This is a genomic window from Actinoplanes sp. NPDC026670, assembly GCF_040638175.1.
Lineage (GTDB): Bacteria > Actinomycetota > Actinomycetes > Mycobacteriales > Micromonosporaceae > Actinoplanes.
The window spans coordinates 198,112-217,330 of record NZ_JBEZXU010000010.1 but is presented as its reverse complement, the minus strand read 5'-3'; the positions used below and the strand labels follow the sequence as shown (position 1 = coordinate 217,330).

The following is a 19,219-nucleotide window of genomic DNA, read 5'->3' as shown; positions in this document are numbered from 1 at the left end:
GCGGCGACCGTCGCCGCCGGGGCCGCCGACGCGGCCCAGCAGGCCGAGACGACCGCCCGCGCGGCCGACGCCGAGCGGCTGCGCACCCAGACCGACGAGGCGGTGGCGGCGGCACAGGAGGCCAAGCAGATCGCGTCCCGGCGACCGGTCACGATCCCGTGGGACGACCCCGAGTCGGTACGCGTCGACGAACGGACCGCGGCCCTGCTCGCGGAGGCCGTCGCCACCGGCACCGACCCGCAGGTCGCGCTGCGCAGCGGACGGCAGGCGGCACTGCGGCTGATGACAGCCGGAGGGCCGTGGAGCCGTTCGGCCGCCGAGTCCGCGCTGGGTGGCACCGAACAGGACCTGCGCCACTGGCTCACCACCGGCCGGGCGCTGGCCGCCGAACAGGACGACCGCAGCCGGGTGACGCAACTGGCCGACAACAGCAACAAGGCAGCGCTCAAGGCGGCCGCCGTCACCGCGCTCGGCGGCACCCACGCCCAGGTCGTGGCGTTCCTCCGGCTGCCGATGTACACGGGCAAGGAGACCGACGACCGGGTCGCGGTCGCGCAGATCATGAGCCGGGGCGGGCAGGCCACCAAGGCCGCGGCGACGGCCGCGCTGCGCGGCACGGTGGCCGACATCCACGCCTTCCTGCGCACCGGGCAGTACGAGGCGGCCGACACCGACGACCGGGTCTCGGTGGCCACCGCGATCGCAGCGGGCGGACCTGAAGTGGACGCGGCCGCACAGATCGCGCTCGCCGGACCGCGGGAGTATCTGCGCCGGTTCCTGACCGTGGAGCTGCCGCGGGCACGCCAGCGCGACCACGATGCCGCGGTGCACGTAGCCACCGTGCGCCGGTACGTGGCGGAGGCCTCCGAGTCCGCCGTCACCGCCCGCAAGGACGCGGCCGAGGCGGCCTACCTGGCGGCGATCGCCCGCCAGGCGCAGGAGGAGGCCGCGCGCTGGGCCGAGCAGGCCCGCCAGTCGGCGGCGCAGGCCGCGGACTTCGCCGAGCAGGCACGGCTGGCCGCCGTGGCCGCCCAGCAGTCCGCGGACCAGGCAGCCGCCTCGGCCACCGCGGCACGCCAGGCCGCCGCGGACGCCGCCCGCGCGGCACAGACCGCCACCAACGCGGCGACCCGGGCGACCGCGTCGGCGGCTCAGGCGAAGGCCTCGGCCGACAGCGCCGCCGGCGCCGCCGCGCAGGCACGTGACTCGGCGATCCGGGCCGGGCAGGACGCGGCCGGCGCTGCCCAGGCGTTCCTGGACACGTACCAGATCTGGGTCGAGAAGCAGCGCGCCGAAGACCTCGCCCAGCTGCGCAACGGGGCGGGCCGGGACGTGGTCACCTACGACGACGGCGACACCGATCCCACCACGCCCGGTGAGAACGGCCCGTTCGGCGGCAAGGACATCCCGTGGGACGAACCGACGGCGGCCATGGAGATGCGAGCCCAGCTCTGGATGACCATCCAGGGGGTGTGCGAGGTCAGCGGCCGCGACGGCCAGGCCTGCGCGCTGTGGTGGCACTACTACAACCGCACCGGCGCCGACTTCATCGCCAGCGTCGACAACTACCTCAAGGACCGGCAGTTCAAGGCGGCCGTCGACGAGTCCCGGGAGCAGATGCTCGCCCAGGCCCGCAGCAAGTGCGTCAGCAGTGGGCGCGCCACCTGCGAGTACTGGATGGACAGCCTCTGGTTCGGGGTCAGCATGACCGAGAACATCGACTACCGGCTCGGGGTACGCGGCGTCCAGCTGCGCCTGCGCGGGCCCATCACGGTGACGGTGACGAATGGTCAGGCCACGGTCAGCGGACAGTACGCCGTCGACGTCTACAAGGACTGGAACTTCGACCACGGTGAGGAGATCTGGGGCATCTCGTTCGACGACTACGCCGACATGCACAGTTACGGCATAGCCCGGGAGTTCACCGTGCGGGGTCGCAGCGCCGTGCAGAACATCTAGGGTCGGTTCCTGTGAAATGGCGTCTTGTCACGGCCCTGGTCGCCGTGGCCGTACTGGTCGCGGGCGGGACGCTGGTGGCCGCCCGGGGGGCCTGGCTGCTTGATCAGCGGGCCTACCCGGGCAGCCGGTTCGGCAGCAGCCTCGACGAGTTGCTCACCCAGTTCGGCCTGCGGCTGCCCGGCTGCCCGGTCGAGGAGCTGCGGTACTGGTCCGGCGACAACATCGAGGACACCTTCTACCTGACGTTCACCGCGGACCCGTCGTGCGTGACGGCGTTCGTCACCGACAACGGCCTGACGCCCGGCGAACCGCTGCCGGGCGACCGGCTGGCCCTCGGCAAGGACAGCCGGGTGCGCGGGTGGGGCTGGCCGTTCACCGGGGCGGGCGTCTACGCCACGTTCAGTGGCGAGCCGAAACCCGAGGTCGATGTGGACGTGGTCGTCGATCCGCCGGGCCGGCGCGTGTTCGTCCACGCCTTCGAGACCGGATAGGACACGCCTTCGAGACCGGATGGGAACAGCGCGGTCGGCGCCCGCATCGGGCGCCGACCGCCTTACTGTTGCCCGTCGCAGCTCAAGACGGGCGAGAGACCTGGTGAAGTGCCAGTGTCATCGATTTCCCGGCGGTACGGCACCGATCGTGCCGAAAACCACACGGACCGGCTCGTTGCTCCCCTCGGGACGTTCTGCCCGGTGCGGTCAGGCCCGGTGGCACAGGCGGCCCACCTGTCGCCGGCGAATACTCGTCCATGGAGGCACGTGGGCCATGGCAAGCCGCGGGAAGGGACGGAGATCGTGATGAAAGCACTGGTCGTCTACGAATCCATGTTCGGCAACACCGCCGAGATCGCCGCTGCGGTTGCTCGCGGCCTCTCCGACTCCTTCGACGTCACCCTCACCGACGTGCACGACGTGCCGCCGGCCGCCGGGGTCGACCTGCTCGTTCTCGGCGCGCCGACGCACGCGTTCGGCATGAGCCGACCGAGCACCCGGGCCGACGCGACGAACAAGGGAGAGGTACGGCCGGGCGCCGAGAAGGTGGGCATCCGCGAGTTCCTGGACCGGTCGCCACAGCTGACCGGGCTGGCCGCGGTGGCTTTCGACACCAAGGTGAACCGGCCGATGACCGGCTCGGCGGCCCGCAAGGCACTGCGACGGCTGCGGGCGCTCGGCTGCCGTACGGTCGCCCCGGCGGAGAGCTTCCACGTGACCGGCATGACCGGCCCGCTGGTCACCGGTGAGGCCGACCGCGCCCGCGACTGGGCCCGGAACCTCGCGGCGTCGCTTGCGTCTCAAGCCGCTTGAGATCGCACCGGCTCGCCGGCATGTCCGACGAGGAGCGCGACAGGTTGATCGACGAGTTCTGGACCGAGGTCACCACGGGCTGGGAGCCGCCGGAACGGATGGTCGAATGGTGGCGCTCGGCCCGTCCGGAACTGCCCGAACACCCGACCGTGGCCCAGCTCGAGGCGTGGATCGATCTGGCCGAACTCGTCGGTGACGCCGGGGTACGGATGGCCGTACGCGATGAGCTTCAGCAAACCTGCACGACCGGCGCCGGACCGCTGATGACATCGCCGCAGATGCTGGACAGCCTGGAGGCGGCCACGCCGATCGGGCAGGCGGCGATGGACGCGGCGCGGGCCGGGGTGTCGCCGTCGTCGCCGACCGCGCGCGAGATCGCCGACCGCTGGATCGGCTGGCTCGCCGGCATCTTCGCGACGCCGGACAGCCCCGGGATGCCCGATACGCCGGAGTTCCGGATCCAGGCGGCCGATCACATGCTGGCCGGCGCCGAATGGGACCGCACTCCCCCGGAGCCGCCGGGCCCGTTCGACAGGTACATGGCACTGGTCGCGGTGGTCAACGGCAAACAGACCGAGCATTTCCCGTACGAGTGGCTGGCCGCCGCCCTACGCGCATCCGCCTGACCAGAATGCTCTCAACTCGAAATTCGATGGCTCGGGGCCGGTGGGTACCGCTACGGTCCAGCCGACTCAGTCGACGAGGTGGGGACGCGCCGTTGTACATCCTGTGAGACATCCCAAGCGCTGATCTGCAGCGCGCCGCGCCAAGCGCCGCGCGCTTCCTTTTGCTGCGGAATCTCTCACTGGAATCGGTGTATCTCCATGTCCATGACCTGGGCCGTCGTGCCCACCCGCATGCCTCTCGTCCTTCGGCGCTGCCATTCGTGCGCGTCGCAGCGGTTCCGGCCGAGCGGCAAGTTTCGGGTCAACGCCAATCACAAGCTCCTCGACGTCTGGATCCTCGTCCTCTGCACCGGATGCGGCGACACTGCGAAACTCACGGTGCTGGAGCGGATGACCGTCCGTTCCATTCCGCCGGAACTGCTGGACCGTCTGCACGACAATGATCTGGCCCTGACCGCCGAACTGCTTCAGGATCCGCACGTGCAGCACCGCAATCGCATCGCCCTCGACTGGGACGGCGCCTGGCGTCTCGACATCGGGGAGGCGGCCTGTTCGGACGACGACGTGATCGACGTCCGGGTCCGTTTCGCGGCGAGGATTCCGGTCCGGCCGGTCCGGTTGATCGCTGAGGGTTGCGGCCTGAGCCGGGCCGAAGTGGACCGGCTGATAACCGAAGGCCGCATCGTGTCGGCGGTCCGGTTGACCGGAAAACTGTCCGGCGATTTCACCTTCACGCTCAAAATCTGATCCGCACCGGAGGGGCCTGCCCGGCGGTCACCGCCGGGCAGGCGCGTGTTCGGCGACATGGATGGCGTACGGGTCCAAGCCCACTTCGGCACGCCGCTGATCCATTCGTTCCGGATCCACACAGGGCCACGGAACGGGCGCACCGTCGACCACACCCGCGATCTGGGTGCCGTAGATCTGCGCGCGGCCCTCGTTGACAAGCACCCGGTCGTGCAGCATGGCCACCTGGGTCCGGTCCTGCGCCGCCTCGGTCATCAGGCTCAGCACCCGCCGTTGCAGGTGTAGCTGCCGGTCGGCGTGCTGCGCCACCAGCCACGCCCGGCGCGCCGCTTCGGGGCCGACGAGTTCCGGGGTGGGCCACCCGTACTCGTCGATGATTTCGGCAAGGCGGTCGCCGTTGCGGACGGTGACCCGCCGGTAGGCCAGTTGGGCGGCGAAGTCGTCGCCGAGCGCGCCGGCTTGCAGTCGCCGGTCCTCGTCGGTCATGTCGATCAGTTCCTGTGCGAGCGCGTCATCGACCATGCTCCGCACGCTAGAGGAACGGAATTCCACGCCTCGCCACCCCGAGCAGGCAATAGACAAACGTCAATCAGGAATACTTGTAGAGGCGGAAGTGTCCAGCAGGGTTCGGAGAAAATCGTTCACCGCCTGCTCGCGAAGGACCAGTCCGGCATACGTGGTCCCGTGCGTGACCGCCAGGAACCGGTCGGTCGTCGACAGCGCCGCCCGCACGAACGCCCGCCCCGAATCCGCGGTCGCGTCCAGATCGGTGGCAACGGTCCGGAGAACCCCGTGGAACAGGTCGTCGAGCCGCACCACGGTCAGCGCTCCCTGCCTTCCGTCCTCCTCGATCTGCCGCAATTCCGTCGCGAGGATCTGCTCGTCGGCATAGGGTCTGCGCCGTTGGCCGTCGAAGACGAGATAAGCGATCTCCGGCCGCACCGGATTGCTGACCGGCGGCGCGGCCTGCGGAGACGCCAGTTCCCAATGCCGTACGGCCACCGCCGCCCGTTCGTGTGCGGCACGGAAATCGGGGCGCATGGCGAGCAGGATGTCGAGAAGCTCACCGGGTTCCGCCCACCCTTTGAACTCCCGTTCCACACCGGGAGCGGAGGCCACGAAAACGATCGCGGTCGGCCGGGCCTGCCGCACCGCGCCCGCACACAACACGAGAAGGCGGGTCTCCCACCAATTCGTACCGTCTTCGAGATCGACCACCGCGACCTCATGACGCGCCGACGCCCGAAGCGTCTCCACAATGGCGACCGTGCCGCTGTCCCCGAGCAGTTGCCCGAACGCCGCGGTGTCCCCGGGCGAAACCACGACCTCCTGCTGGACGTGCTCGTCCGGCGCGAATTCGATCCGTACCCCGAAGGCCTCCACCGCCCCGCCGGAAACGACATTGCCCAGCAGAATCAACAGAAGAGGCAGAAGAGCGAGAACAAGAATCCCGATGAGTACGGCACTCTCGCGCTCGGGTTCAGGCCAGTCAGCCACCGCCCGCGTGATGGCGAACGCGACGAGCAGCACCACGAGCACAACCGGCACCGCGATGACCGCAGCCCGCACACTCCACGGCCACAGCCGCCCACCCGAACCCCTCATCACCCGACTCCCATGCCTTCACTGTCACGCCGTGGCACCCGGGGGTCAACGCCGTCGTGGTGGTCCCTTTCGGTGGAATGGGGAATCCGTGGGGTCGAATCTGAGACAGGACACTCCTGATCACCGGGCGGACGGCGTACAGGTGAGGCCATGGGTCAGAAGGAATCGAGTTCGTCCGCATCGGAACTGACCGACGGGGCGTGTGCGGTCGAGGCGCTCAACGGGTCGTGGCTGCTCGAAGTGCAGCCGGGCAATCCGAACGTTCTCGCGCCCGTGGTCCGTGGCCAGCTGCGGATCGAGGTCGGGCCGGCGGCGCTGCGGGTCTCCGGTGACGTCTACACCCGCCGGGCGGCCCTCACACCGTCGCTGCCGGGTGTCGGGGTCTCCTCGGCGGTGGTCCCGGAACCGGACGACACCGGAATCGTTCCGCCCTGGTATCCGAGTTTCCCGAAGTCCCAGTACTCCTGGTATCTCCGGTCGGCCGGGGCCGCCTACGCCGACGGGGTGCTGACCGTGGCGATCGTGCGGCACCTGTGGAACGGGTCCGCCCAGGAGTTCGCCGCCACCGACACCGGCGCCCTCACCCTGCGCTGCCGCCACAGCCTGGTCGCGGGCCCGCACCTGATGGACGGCACCCTCCAGATCGGCGGCTCCGGCTCGGCCGTCGTGGCCACCAAGACGTCGGAGATGTTCCGTGGCTGCCACGTCGAGGTGGACACCATGGTGAACCGCCGGTTCCCGGTGTCGGCGACGACCGGGTCGGGCGCGGTCGCCACGTTCCAGTCCGTCTACGCCACGGCCGGCTGGGATCTGCGGGTCAGCATCGACGAGATCGACCTTCCGGAGGACGCCGACCTCACCAACGCCGAGCTCCAGGCGTTGCTCACCGGTCACCAGCAGCCGGCGGACGACGAACTCTGGCGGCTCTGGCTGCTCGTCGGCTCCGCCCAGAACCGGCTGCTCGGGATCATGTTCGACGATGACACGGCGCCCCGGCAGGGTGCGGCCGGGTTCGCCGACGCCACCCTGGGCAGCGGCCCGAGCATCGCCGTCGCCGCACGCAACCAGCCGTTGAACAACGTGCCCACCGCGTTCCTGCGCACCCTGGTGCACGAGGCGGGGCACGCGCTGAACCTGTTCCACCCCAAGCACGACGTGCACGCGCCGGCCATCGGCACCGAGATCATGAACCAGACCGGTGACGTCACGGGTTTCGCGAGCGCGGGTGACCCGTACCCGGGAAATGCCTCGTTCTTCTTCAGCGAACACGACCGGCTCTCTCTCGTGCACGCGCCGGACCCGCAGGTGCGGCCTGGCTGGAAGAACTTCGGCTGGGGTCACGGGAGTCTGTCCGCGGGTGTGCCGGACGCGGTCGACGTCGCCGGGCTCGCGACCGGCGACGGTGACGAGGAGCTGGCGCTCACGCTCGGGCTGCCCGCCCAGGCGTATGTCGGGGAGTTCGTCACCGCCGAGGTGGTGCTGACCAACACCGGCAGCGCCGCACGCGACGTCACCGGGCTGCTCACGCTGGCCGAGGGGGACCTGGTGTTCCTGCGCACCTCCCCGCAGGGCCGCCTCGATCACCTGCTCGACGTCACGGTGGGTTGCGGCCCGCGGCCGATGGTGCGTCTCGAACCCGGTGAGTCGGTCACCGGGCGGGTGCAGGTGTACTTCACCAACCAGGGGGTGACCTTCGAACTGCCGGGCCGGCACACCGTGCTGGCCCGCCTGGTCGTCGACCCGGTGACGACGGTGTCGTCGGCGCCGGTGTCCATCGACATCCGGACGCCCGCGTCGGACACCGAGGTCGCCATCTCGGCCCGGACCCTGTCCCCGGGTGTCGGCCGGGCCCTGGCGCTCGGCGACTTCACCCGCGACGAGACGGCCCGGACGATCCTCACCGAGCTGGCCGAGTCGTACCCGGACACCGACACCGGCGCCGCGTCGGCGCTGGTGATGGCGAACTCGCTGGCCCGCTCGTTCACCGATTTCCGGGCCGACACCACCCGGGCGGCCGATCCGGGCGAGGCGGCCCGGTTCCTCGACCTGGCGATCGAAGGACGTTCGGCGGTACGGGCGGTCGAGCTCGCGGTGACCGTCGCCAGCCCGACCGAGAAGGACGCCCCGGTCGTCGCCGGCACGCTGGCCAGGATCCGCCGTCAGGCCGCCCCGGCCGCCGACACCGCCGACGACAGCGACCTCGCCACGGCGGAACGTGTCGCCGAAGACTTCACGCAGGCCCGCGCCCGCTGAACACGGCGGTATCGGGCGTCCCCGTCACGCATTTGATATCGCCGCTACGAGACAGCCTGCCATCGCCAGGAGCGCGCCGGCCGTCGCGTGCCCGATCGCCACGCCCATCACCGTCACGTATCCGGCCGCCGCCACGAGCGACTTCCGCCAGATCGCGAGATCGTCCGGCAGCAGTGCCACCAGCAGCACCGATCCCACCGCCACCGGCAGCCAGTAGTAGCCGAACGCCAGCGGATCGGTGACCACCCGCAACAGGCCGGCCGCAGCCGGCGCTGCCGCGACCGCGACGAGACGTCCGCGCAGCAGCCAGGCGACGGCCGCGCAGCCACCGGCCACGATCACCGCCTGCCCCAGCCGGGTCGCCCACGTCACCTCCCGCAGCCCGAGCAGATACGGCAGCGTTCCCGGATCGACCGGCCACACGTGCCCGAACATCTCGAACCGCCCGCTCACCACGAACGGCACATACCCCACCACCGCGATCAGGCCCGCAACCACCCAGGTCCGCACGGCCCGCACGATCCCGCCCACCGCGTCTCCGGTCCGCGCCGCCGCCCCGCCACCCACCGCATTTCCGGTCGGCGCCGCCGACGATCCGCCGCTCACCGCGAGCATGCACGGAAATCCCAGCACCGCGACCGGCGCGATCCAGACCGATACTCCGAGCATCAGCGCGGCGGCTGGCCACCGCCCCTTCCGATCGACAACGATGGCGTACGCCCAGAGCACCCCCACGATCGACTCGACCGGATGACCCGTCCACGGCATCGGCCCGATCAGCCACAGCAGCGCCAGCACGGCGACGACGACCTCACGTACCGCCCGTCCCCGGCAGGCGGCCATCGCGCCCAGCATCAGCGCCACGTCGATCACGACCATCACGAGCGGATGCGGCACCCCGTCCGCCCCGCCGATCAGCAGAACCCGGCTGAGCACCAACTGAAGCGGCCCGGCCTGGGTGAACGTGCCCGCATAGACCTCATCGAACCGCCCGCCCAGCACCTTCGTACCGAGCGCCGCGAAGTCGACCAGATCCGCCGACGAGGAAGGCGGCACGACCAGCGGAACCAGCGCGGCGAGAATCCCGGCCACCCACCACCGGTGCACGCTCCTCACGTGGATACCTTCGGCGCACCGGCAGGTGGTCCTTACCCGTGAGGGACCACCCACCGACGCGTCGAACGGTGACAAAAGGCGCACAAACCGCCAGCCGTCGCTCACCCCGGAAACGCCGCCCGCATTCCAGCGCTCAGCGACGGCCGACGGCCTCAGCCGTCGCTCACCGCGGCCAAACCACCCGCATTCCAGCGCTCAGCGACGGCTGGCGGTCTCGGCCCTGGCCGGCGCCTCCCGGCCCCGAAAGCGCCCCAGCGGTCGCGGTCCGCCGCCGGTCGGCCTAGGCTGAATCCGATTGCAAAACACAACCAGTTTGGATGATCATGAAATTCGTGACGATCGGGTACGGCGACCAGGCAGGCTACGACGGCACCGAGACGGCCCTGCTCCACGCGGCGCACGCGCACGACGCACGGCTGCGTGACGGCGGAGCGGTCATGGGGATCGCCGGCGAGCCCGTACAGGTCCGCAATCATCAGAACACCGGGACGACCACCCGGTCCGGGGCGTTCCTGGGATCCGATCTGCCGCTGGCCGGGTTCGCCCTGATCGAGGCCCCGACGCTCGCCGACGCCATCGAGATGGTGTCGCATTCCCCGTGCGCGATCGCGAACGGGGTGGTCGAGGTGTGGCCGCTAAACGACTGACGGGGCCCGTTCGGAGATGGCCTCCCGGAGCTCGGCGATGACGTGCCGCGGCGACAACGGCTTGAGCAGGTAACGGTCGGCGCCCGCGGCGAGGCCGGCGGCGATGGCGTCCGGGTGGACGTTGGCCGAGAACATCACGATCGTGGTGTCCCGGTTGGCCGGGTCGTCCCGGACCAGGCGGCACAGGTCCAGGCCGTCCATGTCCGGCATCTCCACGTCGAGGATCATGGCGATCGGCTCGGCGGTGACGATCATCCGGGCCGCGGTACGGCCGTCCGGCGCCCCGACGCACTCGTATCCGGCGTTGCCCACCAGATGCGTCAGCAGTTCACGCATGTCTGCGTCGTCCTCCACGATGAGTACGATCTCCCGGCTCACTGAGCCCCCTCCAGCGCGTCGTCGTGCTTGTCGAATTCGGGCAGGGTGATCCGGGCGGTCAGCCCCTCACCGGGCGGGCTGGTCAGCGACAGCGCTCCGCCGTGCGCGTGGACGATGCCCCGGCAGATCGACAGGCCCAGCCCCAGGCCGGGCACCTGGTCGTCGCGGGCCTGGGCGCCCCGGACGAACGGGGTGCCGAGCGAGCCGAGCTCGTCCGCGCCGAGGCCCGGCCCGCTGTCACGGACGGTGAGGGCGGGCGCCGGTTCGGCGGTGAGGGAGACGGCGACCGAGCCGTCGGCGCCGCTGAAGCGCAGCGCGTTGGCGAGCAGGTGCTCGACCGCGACCTGCACGAGCCGGGCGTCGGCCAGCACCTGGACCGGGTCGCCGGGCAGGCGCACGTCGAGCCGGTCACCGGGGTCGCCGACCGCGGCGGCGGCCCGCGACACGATCTCGGCGAGATCGACGGCGCGCCGCTCGCCGACGAGCTGCCCCATCTGGAGGCTCGCCGCGTGCATCAGGTTGTCGACGGTTCGGCAGAGCCGGTCGGTGTTCCGCCGGATCGCGTCGACACGGCGGTCGGAGCCGGGCACGTCGGCCGTGGTGTCGACCAGCATCTCGGCGAACCCGACGATGTTGGCCAGCGGCGTACGGATCTCGTGCGAGATCGCCGAGACGACGTCGTGGTGGTCGGCCGCCGCCGGGAACGGCTGGTTCGCCGACCGGTGCCGCAGCCTGGTCTCCTCGTCGACCCGGCGGGCGATCGCGGCCAGCAGCCGCCCGGTCTGCTCGCCGTCACAGCGCGGCAGGTCGTCGAAGACCCCGAGAGCGCCCACCACATGGCCCTCGTGACGGAGCGGCGCGGCCACCATGAACCGGCCGTCGTCGATGACGGTGAGCCGGCCGGTGGCCTTCACGTGCTCCCACAGCAGGGCCGGGAACTCCGCCGCGCCGTCCCGCCCGTAGGTGACGACGCTGTCCGCGCCGGTGGTGACCACGATCAGGGCGGTGGGCGCCTGACACGCCTCGGCGGCGAGGTCCAGGATCTGCGGGACCTCCGCCATCGCGGCCCGATATCGGGCGGCGGCCGCCCGGCGGGCGTCCACCGGCCCAAGGGTCGTCGTGACCGTCACAGTTGCTCTCCTCCGCGCCCACATTCGCCAGGAAGCAGGCGGTACTGAGGATCGGCCGGTCCCCGGCAAACCTTAGGAAGGCGGTCAGCCGGCCACGTGCGCGGTGTTGCCGAGCCAGTGCCGGACCAGCTCGGCGTCGCCGTCGACGGTGACGCGGTGGCCGCCGAGCGGGAGCCGCCGGGTCAGGGTCAGCAGAAGCGCGGACGCCGGGCCGGCCACTGTCACGTCGGCCGGCCGGATCGCCTGCTGCCAGTTCGCCCCGTCCGGACGCCGCTGTACGAACCAGGCGCCGTCGATGTCGGTGGCCCGCCATTGCAGGGTCTGGCCGTCGCCCCGGAGCGCGTGCGCCGACTCGGACCGCAGCATGTTCCAGGTGGGCGAGGTGAGCATCGCGAGGTGGTTGCTGACGAGCGCGGCCGCGACGCCGGCGTCGATGTCGGTGGCCCCGGAGACGTCGAAACCGTGGACGACGGTCTCGTTGAGGACGCTGGACATCCAGAATCGTGCCCCGGTCCGCTCGTCACCGGCGGCGTTGAACACCTCGGCGTCGAGCGCCTCCCCGGCGAACGCGTTCGCGACCCGCTCGGCGGACCCGGCCAGCCACGCGGGCCAGTCCTCTGGATCGCCGGGCAGCACGGCCATCCCGGTGGGCAGTTTCGCCGGGTCGGTGATGCGGCGCTCGATGATCTCCGCGACCCAGTGCTGGGTCTGGCCGAGATGTTCGACCACCTCGGTGACGGTCCACCCCGGGGTGGTCGGTACAACGGTGTCCGGCCCGGAGGTGACGGCCGCGTCCGCCATCCGCCTGGTGTATTCGACGATCGCACGCCGGGCCTGCTCAGCGGTGAGCTCGTTCATGGGAGGGTCCTCTCGGTGGCTGGTCTGCGCTGGATAGGACCGGCCGGACCCGCTCAACTCATCGGTGGGCCGCTCCGGCGTTGACCAGGACGGCCGGCAGCAGCCCGGGGAAGCGCTGCTCGACCTCGGTCAGGCGCAGCTCGCACCGGCGGAAACGGCCGACCTGGCTCACCCGTACCAGACCGGCGTCGTTGAGGATCCTCAGGTGGTGGGAGAGCGTCTGGCCGGTCACCGGCACGTCGAAGGCTCCGTCGACCACTCCCCCGGCCGCGGCGAGTTGGCGGACGACCTCCAGCCGGACCGGGTCGGCGAGGGATTCGAGCACGCCGCCGAGCCCGACTTCGGCGAGGTCGGGATGCACCCAGCCACGCGGACGCCGCTGCCGTACCGCATAGGTCATCGGCCACCCTCGCTCTCTTCCGACTGATGAGCCGCCTCAGCGAGGCGATCTGCTTGGTGAGTCGCCTCAGCGAGGCGATCTGCTTGGTGAGTCGCCTCAGCGAGGCGATCAGTTCCCCGTGGATACCGCAACCGCGGTACACCACATCACCGCATCGGGTTGACGATCCGCGACGCCGGCGACGCGACGCTGATCAGGCCCTGTTCGACCGCCTGAAAGGCCACAGCCTTGTCGACCCTCGCACACTGGTGCTCCCGCCGGCGGTTCGCCGTGCTCGGAGCCTGGATCGTCGCCCTGGTGGCCCTCGCCGCCCTCGCCGCCGGGGGCGGAACCGCCTTCACCGACGCCGCCGAACTGCCCGACAGCGAATCCGCGACCGCCTACGCCCTGCTCGGCGAGTCCACCGGGCAGACCGGCACGATCGTCTGGCACACCGACGGTTCCGCCGTCGACTCGGCCCAGGTCAAAGCCAAGGTCGCGGAGATGCTGACCAAGATCAAAGACCAGCCTGGGGTACGGACGATCGCGAGCCCTTACGACAAGGCCGGATCCGCCCAGCTCGACACGACGACGAACACCGCCTACGCCCGGATCGTCCTGGCCGCCGGCGCCGACACCACGCCGGTGACCGAGACGGCGCTCGGCTACGACAGCGCGGGCTTCGACATCGAGACCGGCGGCCAGGCGTTCACCGAGCAACCCGGCGCCTCGCACGGCACCGAGGCGGTCGGCATCATCGCCGCCCTGGTCATCCTGGTGCTGATGTTCCGCTCCGGCTGGGCGGCCGCCCTGCCGATCCTCACCGGCGTCGTCGGGGTCGCCGCCTCCCTGCTGCTGGTGATGGTCGCCTCACACGTGGTCGACCTCGCCGCCACCAGCCTCACCATGGGCGCCCTGATCGGCCTGGGCGTCGGCATCGACTACGCGCTGTTCATCGTCAACCGGCACCGCAAGGGCCTGCTCAGCGGCCGGCCGGTACGCGACAGCATCGCCGACGCCCTGGACACCTCGGGCCGGGCGGTCGTCTTCGCCGGCGCCACCGTGATCGTCGCCCTGCTCGGCATGTTCGTCGTCGACCTCGGCATCCTCACCGGCATGGCCCGGGCCGCCGCGGTGACCGTGCTGTTCACCATCATGGCCGCGGTCACCCTGCTGCCGGCGCTGCTGGCCATGATCGGCCACCGGGTGCTGTCGAAGCGGCAGCGGGCCGCTCTGGCCGCGGGTGCCTACCCGATCGCGTCGCACCGGCCCACCCTCGGTTTCCGGTGGGCCGCGCTGATCGACCGGGCGCCGTGGCGGGCCGCGACGGCGGCGCTGCTGGTGATCGGTGTGCTGGCGGCCCCGGTCACGATGATGCGGGTCGGGGACGCCGACGCGAGCAGCGACCCGGCCGGCACCCCGGCACGGGCCTACTACGACCTGATGGCGCCCGCGTTCGGGGCCGGCTTCGACGCGTCGCTGCTGCTGGTGGCGCAGGCGCCGGACGCGGCCGCGAGCGCGGCGTTCACCGCGCTGGCCACCGAGCTGAAGTCGGTTCCGGGGGTCGCCGCCGTCGCCTCGGCGGGCGGGAACGTGCTCACCGTCGTACCGCAGACGAGCTCTCAGCAGGAGGAGACCGCCGACCTGGTGCACCGCCTCCGCGACGAGGTGATCCCGGCCGCCGAGGCCGGCACGAGCCTGCGGGTGTACGTCGGTGGCGCCACCGCGACCAGCATCGACATGTCCGACGCGCTGCTCGGTACGCTGCCGCTCTACCTCGGCCTGATCGCCGTGCTCGGTTTCCTGCTGCTGGCCGTCGCGTTCCGCAGCATCCTGGTGCCGTTGGCAGGCGCGCTCAGCAACCTGGCCACCATCCTGGTCGGGCTCGGCGCGGTGACCGCGATCTTCCAGTTCGGGTGGGGCTCGCAGCTGCTCGGGGTCGGCTCCGGCGCCCCGATCATGTATCTGATCCCGGTCCTGGTCGTCGGCGTGGTCTTCGGCCTGTCGATGGACTACCAGGTGTTCCTGGTCAGCCGGATGCATGAGGAGTGGACGCACACCCGCGACAACCGCCGGGCGATCCGGGTCGGCCTGACCGAGACCGGGCAGGTGATCGCCGCCGCGGCCACCATCATGCTGTGCGTGTTCGCCTCGTTCGGGTTCAGCGGCGAGCGCATCGTCTCCGGCATCGGCATCGGCCTGGGCATCGCGGTCCTGGTCGACGCGTTCGTGGTCCGGCTGACGCTGATCCCGGCCCTGATGCGCCTGATCGGCCGGGCCAACTGGTCCTACCCGCGCTGGGCCGACCGGATCACCCCGCGGGTGGCGATCGAGGGCCCGGCCGAGACCCCGGCCGAGCCGGAGATGGCCACCGCCCGCCGATGAACACCGGGCGGCCAGCCCGTCTGTGCTCCCCGCTGCTGGACTCCCCGCTGCTGGACTAACCGCTGCTGGACTAACCGCTGCTGGAGATGTCAGCCGGCGGCGGGGAGCAGCCGCACCGTGTCGCCGGGCCGGATCGTTCCGGGGACGACCACCCGGGCGTTGAGACCGCGCAGACGCAGGCTCTTCGCCTCGTCGGTCCAGACGAACTTGTGGGCGTCGCGGCCGAACCGGGCGGCGAACTTGGCGCAACCGGTGTGCGGCTGGTCGGTCACCTCGATCACGGCCTCGTCGCCGATCGCCAGGCGCGAGCCGGCCGGAAGCGCCTCGAAGCTCAGGTCGAAGTCGACGTAGAGCTGGTCGCCGGCGAGCGCCCAGGCGTCCCGGTCCGGGCCGGCGATCAGCTCGACGAACCGGGCGTTCATCACATTGAGCTGCATGTCCGGATGGGGCGTGTGATCGGGGGTGCGGGAGCTCGGGCGCTTGCTCCAGCTGTCCCCGACCAGCCCGGCGACCAGGTCCAGTTCGGCCTGGGCCAGCACTTCCCGGACGTCGGTGTCGGGCCGGCGCACGGCCAGCTCCAGGGTGCCGGCGCCGCGCGGGGCCTGCCGCACCAGGTGGAGTCCGTCCTGGATCTCCGCCAGCGTTCGATGCCGTACTGCGATGGTGTCGTCCACGGCTCGACTCTGCACGTACCCGAAAGTGAATTCCAAGCCGTTTTCCCGAGGGAAAGAATGATCACGTGACGATCCGGGTGCTTCTCGCCGATGACCAGGCCCTGCTGCGGGCGACGTTCCGCCTGCTGTTGGACGCCGAACCGGACATCGACGTCGTCGGCGAGGCCGGCACCGGCGAGCAGGCCGTCACATTGGCCCGCGAGGCGCGCGCCGACGTCATCCTGATGGACATCCGGATGCCGGACATGGACGGCATCGAGGCCACCGCGCGGATCACCGCCGACGACGATCTGGCCGGTGTCCGGGTGCTGGTCCTGACCACCTTCGAGACCGACGAGTTCGTGGTGGCGGCGATCCGGGCCGGCGCGAGCGGTTTCCTGGGCAAGGGCGTCAACCCCGAAGACCTTCTCCAGGCGGTACGGACGGTGGCCGCCGGCGAATCGCTGCTGTCACCGAGCGCCACGACGGCGTTGATCGGACGCTTCCTGGCCCAGCCGGATCCGGCGCTGGTGGCCGTCGCGGCGGCGCTCGGCGAGCTGACCGTCCGGGAGCGGGAGATCACCGCCATGGTCGGCGCGGGCCTGTCCAACACCGAGATCGCCGACCGTCTGACGATCAGTGTCGCCACCGCGAAGACGCACGTGAACCGGGCGATGATGAAGACCGGCGCCCGCGACCGGGCCCAGCTGGTGATCTTCGCGTACGAGAACGGCCTGGTCCGGGCGGGCACCAGGTGAACGGCGCCGGCCGGTACGCGTGGCGGGTCTGGGGGCCGCCGCTGCTCGTCATCATGATCATGATGGCCGCGGTCGCCTACCAGCACGGCCAGGTGGTGCGCTCACCGAGCAGCGCCCAGCTGATCCTGATCCTGACCGGCGCGCTGGCGCTGCTGTTCCGGCTGTGGCACCCACTGCCCGTCACGATCGTGACCGTGCTGGCCGGGGCCGCCCTGCCGTCCGCGGCCGGGCATCTCGTGCTCGTCGACGTGGCGGCGGTCGTCGCCTTCTTCACGCTCGCCACGCTGCGCGACCGCCGTACCGCCTGGATCGCCGGGGTCATCGGCGCCGGGGTGCTGACCGCGGCGGCCTTCCCCTGGCAGGCGGGTGGCCTGTTCGACCTGGCCAACCTGCTCCCGGCCAACTACGTGCTGATCGCGGTCGCGCTCGGGGTGGCCGCCAGCGACCGGCAGGCGCTGCTCGCCCGGATCGTGGCCCAGGGTGAGCAAGACGCCCGCCTGCGGGTCCGCGAGGAACGCGTCCGCATCGCCCGCGACCTGCATGATGTGGTCGCCCACCACATCACCCTGGTCAACGCGCAGGCCGGGGTGGCGCACCACCTGATGGGCGCCCACCCGGACAAGGCTCGCGAGGCGCTGGCCGGGATCCGCGACACCAGCCGCGCCGCCCTCGACGAGCTACGGGCCACGGTCGGGCTGCTGCGCACCGACGACGACCCGCCGGACAGCCTGCGCCCGGCCCCGTCGATGGCCGAGGTGGACGCGCTGATCGACGGGTTCCGGCAGGCCGGCTACGACATCCGGGTGACCCGCACCGGCACGCCCCGGCCGCTGACCGGCGCCGCCGGCCTGGCCGCGTACCGGATCGTGCAGGAGGCGCTGACCAACGCCGGCAAACACGGCACCGCCCGGCGGGCCGACGTGGTGTTCGAACACGGCGATGCCGGCCTGCGGATCAGCGTCGTCAACCCGGCCCGCCCCGGCCACCACGGCGCCGGAACCGGCCACGGCCTGATCGGCATGCGCGAACGCGCCGAAGCCGCCGGCGGCAGCCTGACCGCCGGGATGCGCACCGACGGAACCTACAGCGTGCAGGCCGTCCTCAGTCGTACCGGCTGAGTTCCTGCTCGTCGGGGGCCTCGAACTGGCGGCGCCACACGTCGAGGTCGGACCGCCGGATAGGTGGTTCCTCCCTGGCCCGCGCCCGGATGCGCCGCCACAGCTCCTCGTCCGGAACGTCGAGATACACCAACCGCACCCCGGCCCCGAGCTCACGCGCCCGGGTGCGGAGGGTGTCGCGTTCCGACCGCGCCCACGTTCCCCACTCGATCACGACGGTGTTCCCGGCGAGCAGAAGATCCTCGGCGACGGACCACTGCAGCGCCTCGACCCGCTCACGCATGGCCGAATCCCACAGGTTGGCGCCGAGCGCGGTCATCCAGTCGTCCGGACTGAGCCGCACACCCCGCCCCTCGGCAGCGATCTCCCGCGCCGTGGTGGTCTTTCCACTGCCCGGCAGCCCGCACACGATGACGAGCAACGCCGGTGACATGGCGCTCACCCTAACCGCCGGGCCGGCGCCCCGGCCGATCTAGGGTGGGAGCATGACGACCCTTGCCGGCCGCACCATCGCGGCCCTGCGCGGCGAACAGGACAACCTCGCCGGCCTCGTCCCCGCACTCTCCGCAGAGCAGCTGACCGGCCCGTCCGGGGCCGCCGAGTGGACCGTCGCCGACGTGCTGTCCCACCTGGGCAGCGGCGCCGAGATCACCCGAGCCGGTTTCCGCGCGGCGATCGGCGAGGCCGACGCCCCCGGTCCCGACTTCAACCAGGGCGTGTGGGACCACTGGAACGCGCTGAGCCCCCAGGACCAGGCCACCGGCTCGCTCGCCGCCAACGAGGCCCTGGTCACCGGCCTCGAGTCGGTTCCCGAGTCCGACCACGAAACCCTCCGCGTCCGCACGTTCCTGCCCGACCCGGTGCCGTTCGCCGCGTTCACCGCCCTGCGGCTGAGCGAGGTCGCCCAGCACACCTGGGACGTCCGGGCCGGCCTCGACCCGGCGGCCACCGTCGCCGCGGGTTCGGCCGAGGTCCTGGCCGAGCACCTGAGCGGCAGTCTGGGCTTCCTGCTCGGGTTCATCGGCAAGCCGAAGGAGGCCCCGGAGTCGGCCGTCGTGGAGATCAGCGGCACGCCGTACCGCATCGTCATCGACGACTCGGTCCGCCTCACCACCGAGACCCTGCCGGCGACGGCCACGTTCACCGGTTCGCTGGAGGCCGCACTGCGCCTGCTGTACGGCCGCCTCTCCCCCACCCACACCCCGGCCGGCGCCGACGTGACCGGCAACATCACCCTCGACCAGCTACGCGCCGTCTTCCCCGGCTTCTGAGACCGATCGTCGCGGAGGCGTCCCGGCGACGG

19 protein-coding genes and 1 pseudogene are annotated in these 19,219 nt (G+C 71.4%); 11 read left to right on the top strand and 9 right to left on the bottom strand.

The window, feature by feature from the left end:
- The 5 genes and pseudogenes from AB0E94_RS13185 to AB0E94_RS13165 all read left to right on the top strand — a co-directional run.
- Positions 1-1,959 (top strand): ALF repeat-containing protein (locus AB0E94_RS13185; protein WP_360325835.1); only part of this gene is annotated, 1,959 nt, incomplete at its 5' end.
- 11 nt (positions 1,960-1,970) lie between these two features.
- Positions 1,971-2,450: a hypothetical protein gene (locus AB0E94_RS13180; protein ID WP_360325833.1), complete on the top strand. Its 480-nt coding sequence runs from the start codon at positions 1,971-1,973 to the stop codon at positions 2,448-2,450.
- A gap of 306 nt (positions 2,451-2,756) precedes the next feature.
- On the top strand, positions 2,757-3,263 hold the full coding sequence (locus AB0E94_RS13175) for a flavodoxin domain-containing protein (RefSeq protein ID WP_360325831.1): 507 nt from the start codon (positions 2,757-2,759) through the stop codon (positions 3,261-3,263).
- 5 nt (positions 3,264-3,268) lie between these two features.
- Positions 3,269-3,889: pseudogene (locus AB0E94_RS13170) on the top strand (MerR family transcriptional regulator); the annotation flags it as partial.
- A 198-nt stretch (positions 3,890-4,087) separates the two neighbouring features.
- A complete protein-coding gene (locus AB0E94_RS13165) occupies positions 4,088-4,636 on the top strand; it encodes a DUF1062 domain-containing protein (RefSeq protein WP_360325830.1) in 549 nt (182 codons plus the stop codon).
- 27 nt (positions 4,637-4,663) lie between these two features.
- Here AB0E94_RS13165 and AB0E94_RS13160 read toward each other — a convergent pair whose 3' ends face one another.
- Both AB0E94_RS13160 and AB0E94_RS13155 read right to left on the bottom strand, forming a co-directional pair.
- Positions 4,664-5,158, bottom strand: coding sequence for a DUF6624 domain-containing protein (locus tag AB0E94_RS13160; protein ID WP_360325829.1), 495 nt, complete (start codon positions 5,156-5,158; stop codon positions 4,664-4,666).
- 63 nt (positions 5,159-5,221) lie between these two features.
- Complete coding sequence (locus tag AB0E94_RS13155) at positions 5,222-6,175, bottom strand: hypothetical protein (protein WP_360325827.1); 954 nt, start codon at positions 6,173-6,175, stop codon at positions 5,222-5,224.
- A gap of 216 nt (positions 6,176-6,391) precedes the next feature.
- Here AB0E94_RS13155 and AB0E94_RS13150 point away from each other — a divergent pair, with 216 nt between their 5' ends.
- A complete protein-coding gene (locus AB0E94_RS13150) occupies positions 6,392-8,494 on the top strand; it encodes a hypothetical protein (protein ID WP_360325826.1) in 2,103 nt (700 codons plus the stop codon).
- Positions 8,495-8,518: 24 nt separating this feature from the next.
- Here AB0E94_RS13150 and AB0E94_RS13145 read toward each other — a convergent pair whose 3' ends face one another.
- A complete protein-coding gene (locus tag AB0E94_RS13145) occupies positions 8,519-9,610 on the bottom strand; it encodes a hypothetical protein (RefSeq protein ID WP_360325824.1) in 1,092 nt (363 codons plus the stop codon).
- A 317-nt stretch (positions 9,611-9,927) separates the two neighbouring features.
- Here AB0E94_RS13145 and AB0E94_RS13140 point away from each other — a divergent pair, with 317 nt between their 5' ends.
- Positions 9,928-10,257, top strand: coding sequence for a hypothetical protein (locus AB0E94_RS13140; RefSeq protein WP_360325822.1), 330 nt, complete (start codon positions 9,928-9,930; stop codon positions 10,255-10,257).
- On the opposite strand, the gene AB0E94_RS13135 is transcribed toward AB0E94_RS13140, so the two are convergent.
- The 4 genes from AB0E94_RS13135 to AB0E94_RS13120 all read right to left on the bottom strand — a co-directional run bounded on the left by AB0E94_RS13135 (position 10,246) and on the right by AB0E94_RS13120 (position 13,023).
- Positions 10,246-10,611, bottom strand: coding sequence for a response regulator (locus AB0E94_RS13135; protein WP_360325821.1), 366 nt, complete (start codon positions 10,609-10,611; stop codon positions 10,246-10,248). The two genes, AB0E94_RS13140 and AB0E94_RS13135, sit on opposite strands and share 12 nt — an antisense overlap.
- A gap of 20 nt (positions 10,612-10,631) precedes the next feature.
- The gene (locus tag AB0E94_RS13130) at positions 10,632-11,765 is read right to left on the bottom strand and encodes a HAMP domain-containing sensor histidine kinase (protein WP_360325820.1); all 1,134 of its coding nucleotides are present in this window, start codon (positions 11,763-11,765) and stop codon (positions 10,632-10,634) included.
- 84 nt (positions 11,766-11,849) lie between these two features.
- Positions 11,850-12,623 (bottom strand): maleylpyruvate isomerase family mycothiol-dependent enzyme, encoded by a 774-nt coding sequence (locus AB0E94_RS13125; RefSeq protein WP_360325819.1) that lies wholly within the window; start codon positions 12,621-12,623, stop codon positions 11,850-11,852.
- A 58-nt stretch (positions 12,624-12,681) separates the two neighbouring features.
- On the bottom strand, positions 12,682-13,023 hold the full coding sequence (locus AB0E94_RS13120; protein ID WP_360325818.1) for a helix-turn-helix domain-containing protein: 342 nt from the start codon (positions 13,021-13,023) through the stop codon (positions 12,682-12,684).
- A gap of 228 nt (positions 13,024-13,251) precedes the next feature.
- On the opposite strand from AB0E94_RS13120, the gene AB0E94_RS13115 reads away from it, so the two are divergent.
- A complete protein-coding gene (locus AB0E94_RS13115) occupies positions 13,252-15,387 on the top strand; it encodes an MMPL family transporter (RefSeq protein WP_360325816.1) in 2,136 nt (711 codons plus the stop codon).
- Positions 15,388-15,476: 89 nt separating this feature from the next.
- On the opposite strand, the gene AB0E94_RS13110 is transcribed toward AB0E94_RS13115, so the two are convergent.
- Complete coding sequence (locus tag AB0E94_RS13110; RefSeq protein WP_360325814.1) at positions 15,477-16,061, bottom strand: MOSC domain-containing protein; 585 nt, start codon at positions 16,059-16,061, stop codon at positions 15,477-15,479.
- A 65-nt stretch (positions 16,062-16,126) separates the two neighbouring features.
- On the opposite strand from AB0E94_RS13110, the gene AB0E94_RS13105 reads away from it, so the two are divergent.
- Together AB0E94_RS13105 and AB0E94_RS13100 are read left to right on the top strand one after the other, a co-directional pair.
- Entirely contained in the window at positions 16,127-16,798 is a 672-nt protein-coding gene (locus AB0E94_RS13105; protein ID WP_360325813.1) for a response regulator transcription factor, read from the top strand.
- Positions 16,795-17,916 carry a histidine kinase gene (locus AB0E94_RS13100; RefSeq protein ID WP_360325812.1) on the top strand — a complete coding sequence of 374 codons (1,122 nt, stop codon included), beginning with the start codon at positions 16,795-16,797 and terminating at the stop codon, positions 17,914-17,916. Before AB0E94_RS13105 ends, AB0E94_RS13100 begins: the two co-directional genes overlap by 4 nt.
- On the opposite strand, the gene AB0E94_RS13095 is transcribed toward AB0E94_RS13100, so the two are convergent.
- Positions 17,900-18,349, bottom strand: a complete 450-nt coding sequence (locus tag AB0E94_RS13095) for an AAA family ATPase (RefSeq protein ID WP_360325810.1) — start codon at positions 18,347-18,349, stop codon at positions 17,900-17,902. The two genes, AB0E94_RS13100 and AB0E94_RS13095, sit on opposite strands and share 17 nt — an antisense overlap.
- A 52-nt stretch (positions 18,350-18,401) precedes the next feature.
- On the opposite strand from AB0E94_RS13095, the gene AB0E94_RS13090 reads away from it, so the two are divergent.
- Positions 18,402-19,187 (top strand): maleylpyruvate isomerase family mycothiol-dependent enzyme, encoded by a 786-nt coding sequence (locus tag AB0E94_RS13090; RefSeq protein ID WP_360325808.1) that lies wholly within the window; start codon positions 18,402-18,404, stop codon positions 19,185-19,187.
- Positions 19,188-19,219 lie beyond the last annotated feature (32 nt).

Coding starts and splice junctions, on each gene's coding strand:
- AB0E94_RS13175 (WP_360325831.1), top strand. CDS start 2,757: ATGAAAGCACTGGTCGTCTACGAATCCATGTTCGGCAACACCGCCGAG.
- AB0E94_RS13165 (WP_360325830.1), top strand. CDS start 4,088: ATGTCCATGACCTGGGCCGTCGTGCCCACCCGCATGCCTCTCGTCCTT.
- AB0E94_RS13160 (WP_360325829.1), bottom strand. CDS start 5,158: ATGGTCGATGACGCGCTCGCACAGGAACTGATCGACATGACCGACGAG.
- AB0E94_RS13150 (WP_360325826.1), top strand. CDS start 6,392: ATGGGTCAGAAGGAATCGAGTTCGTCCGCATCGGAACTGACCGACGGG.
- AB0E94_RS13140 (WP_360325822.1), top strand. CDS start 9,928: ATGATCATGAAATTCGTGACGATCGGGTACGGCGACCAGGCAGGCTAC.
- AB0E94_RS13125 (WP_360325819.1), bottom strand. CDS start 12,623: ATGAACGAGCTCACCGCTGAGCAGGCCCGGCGTGCGATCGTCGAATAC.
- AB0E94_RS13120 (WP_360325818.1), bottom strand. CDS start 13,023: ATGACCTATGCGGTACGGCAGCGGCGTCCGCGTGGCTGGGTGCATCCC.
- AB0E94_RS13095 (WP_360325810.1), bottom strand. CDS start 18,349: ATGTCACCGGCGTTGCTCGTCATCGTGTGCGGGCTGCCGGGCAGTGGA.
- AB0E94_RS13090 (WP_360325808.1), top strand. CDS start 18,402: ATGACGACCCTTGCCGGCCGCACCATCGCGGCCCTGCGCGGCGAACAG.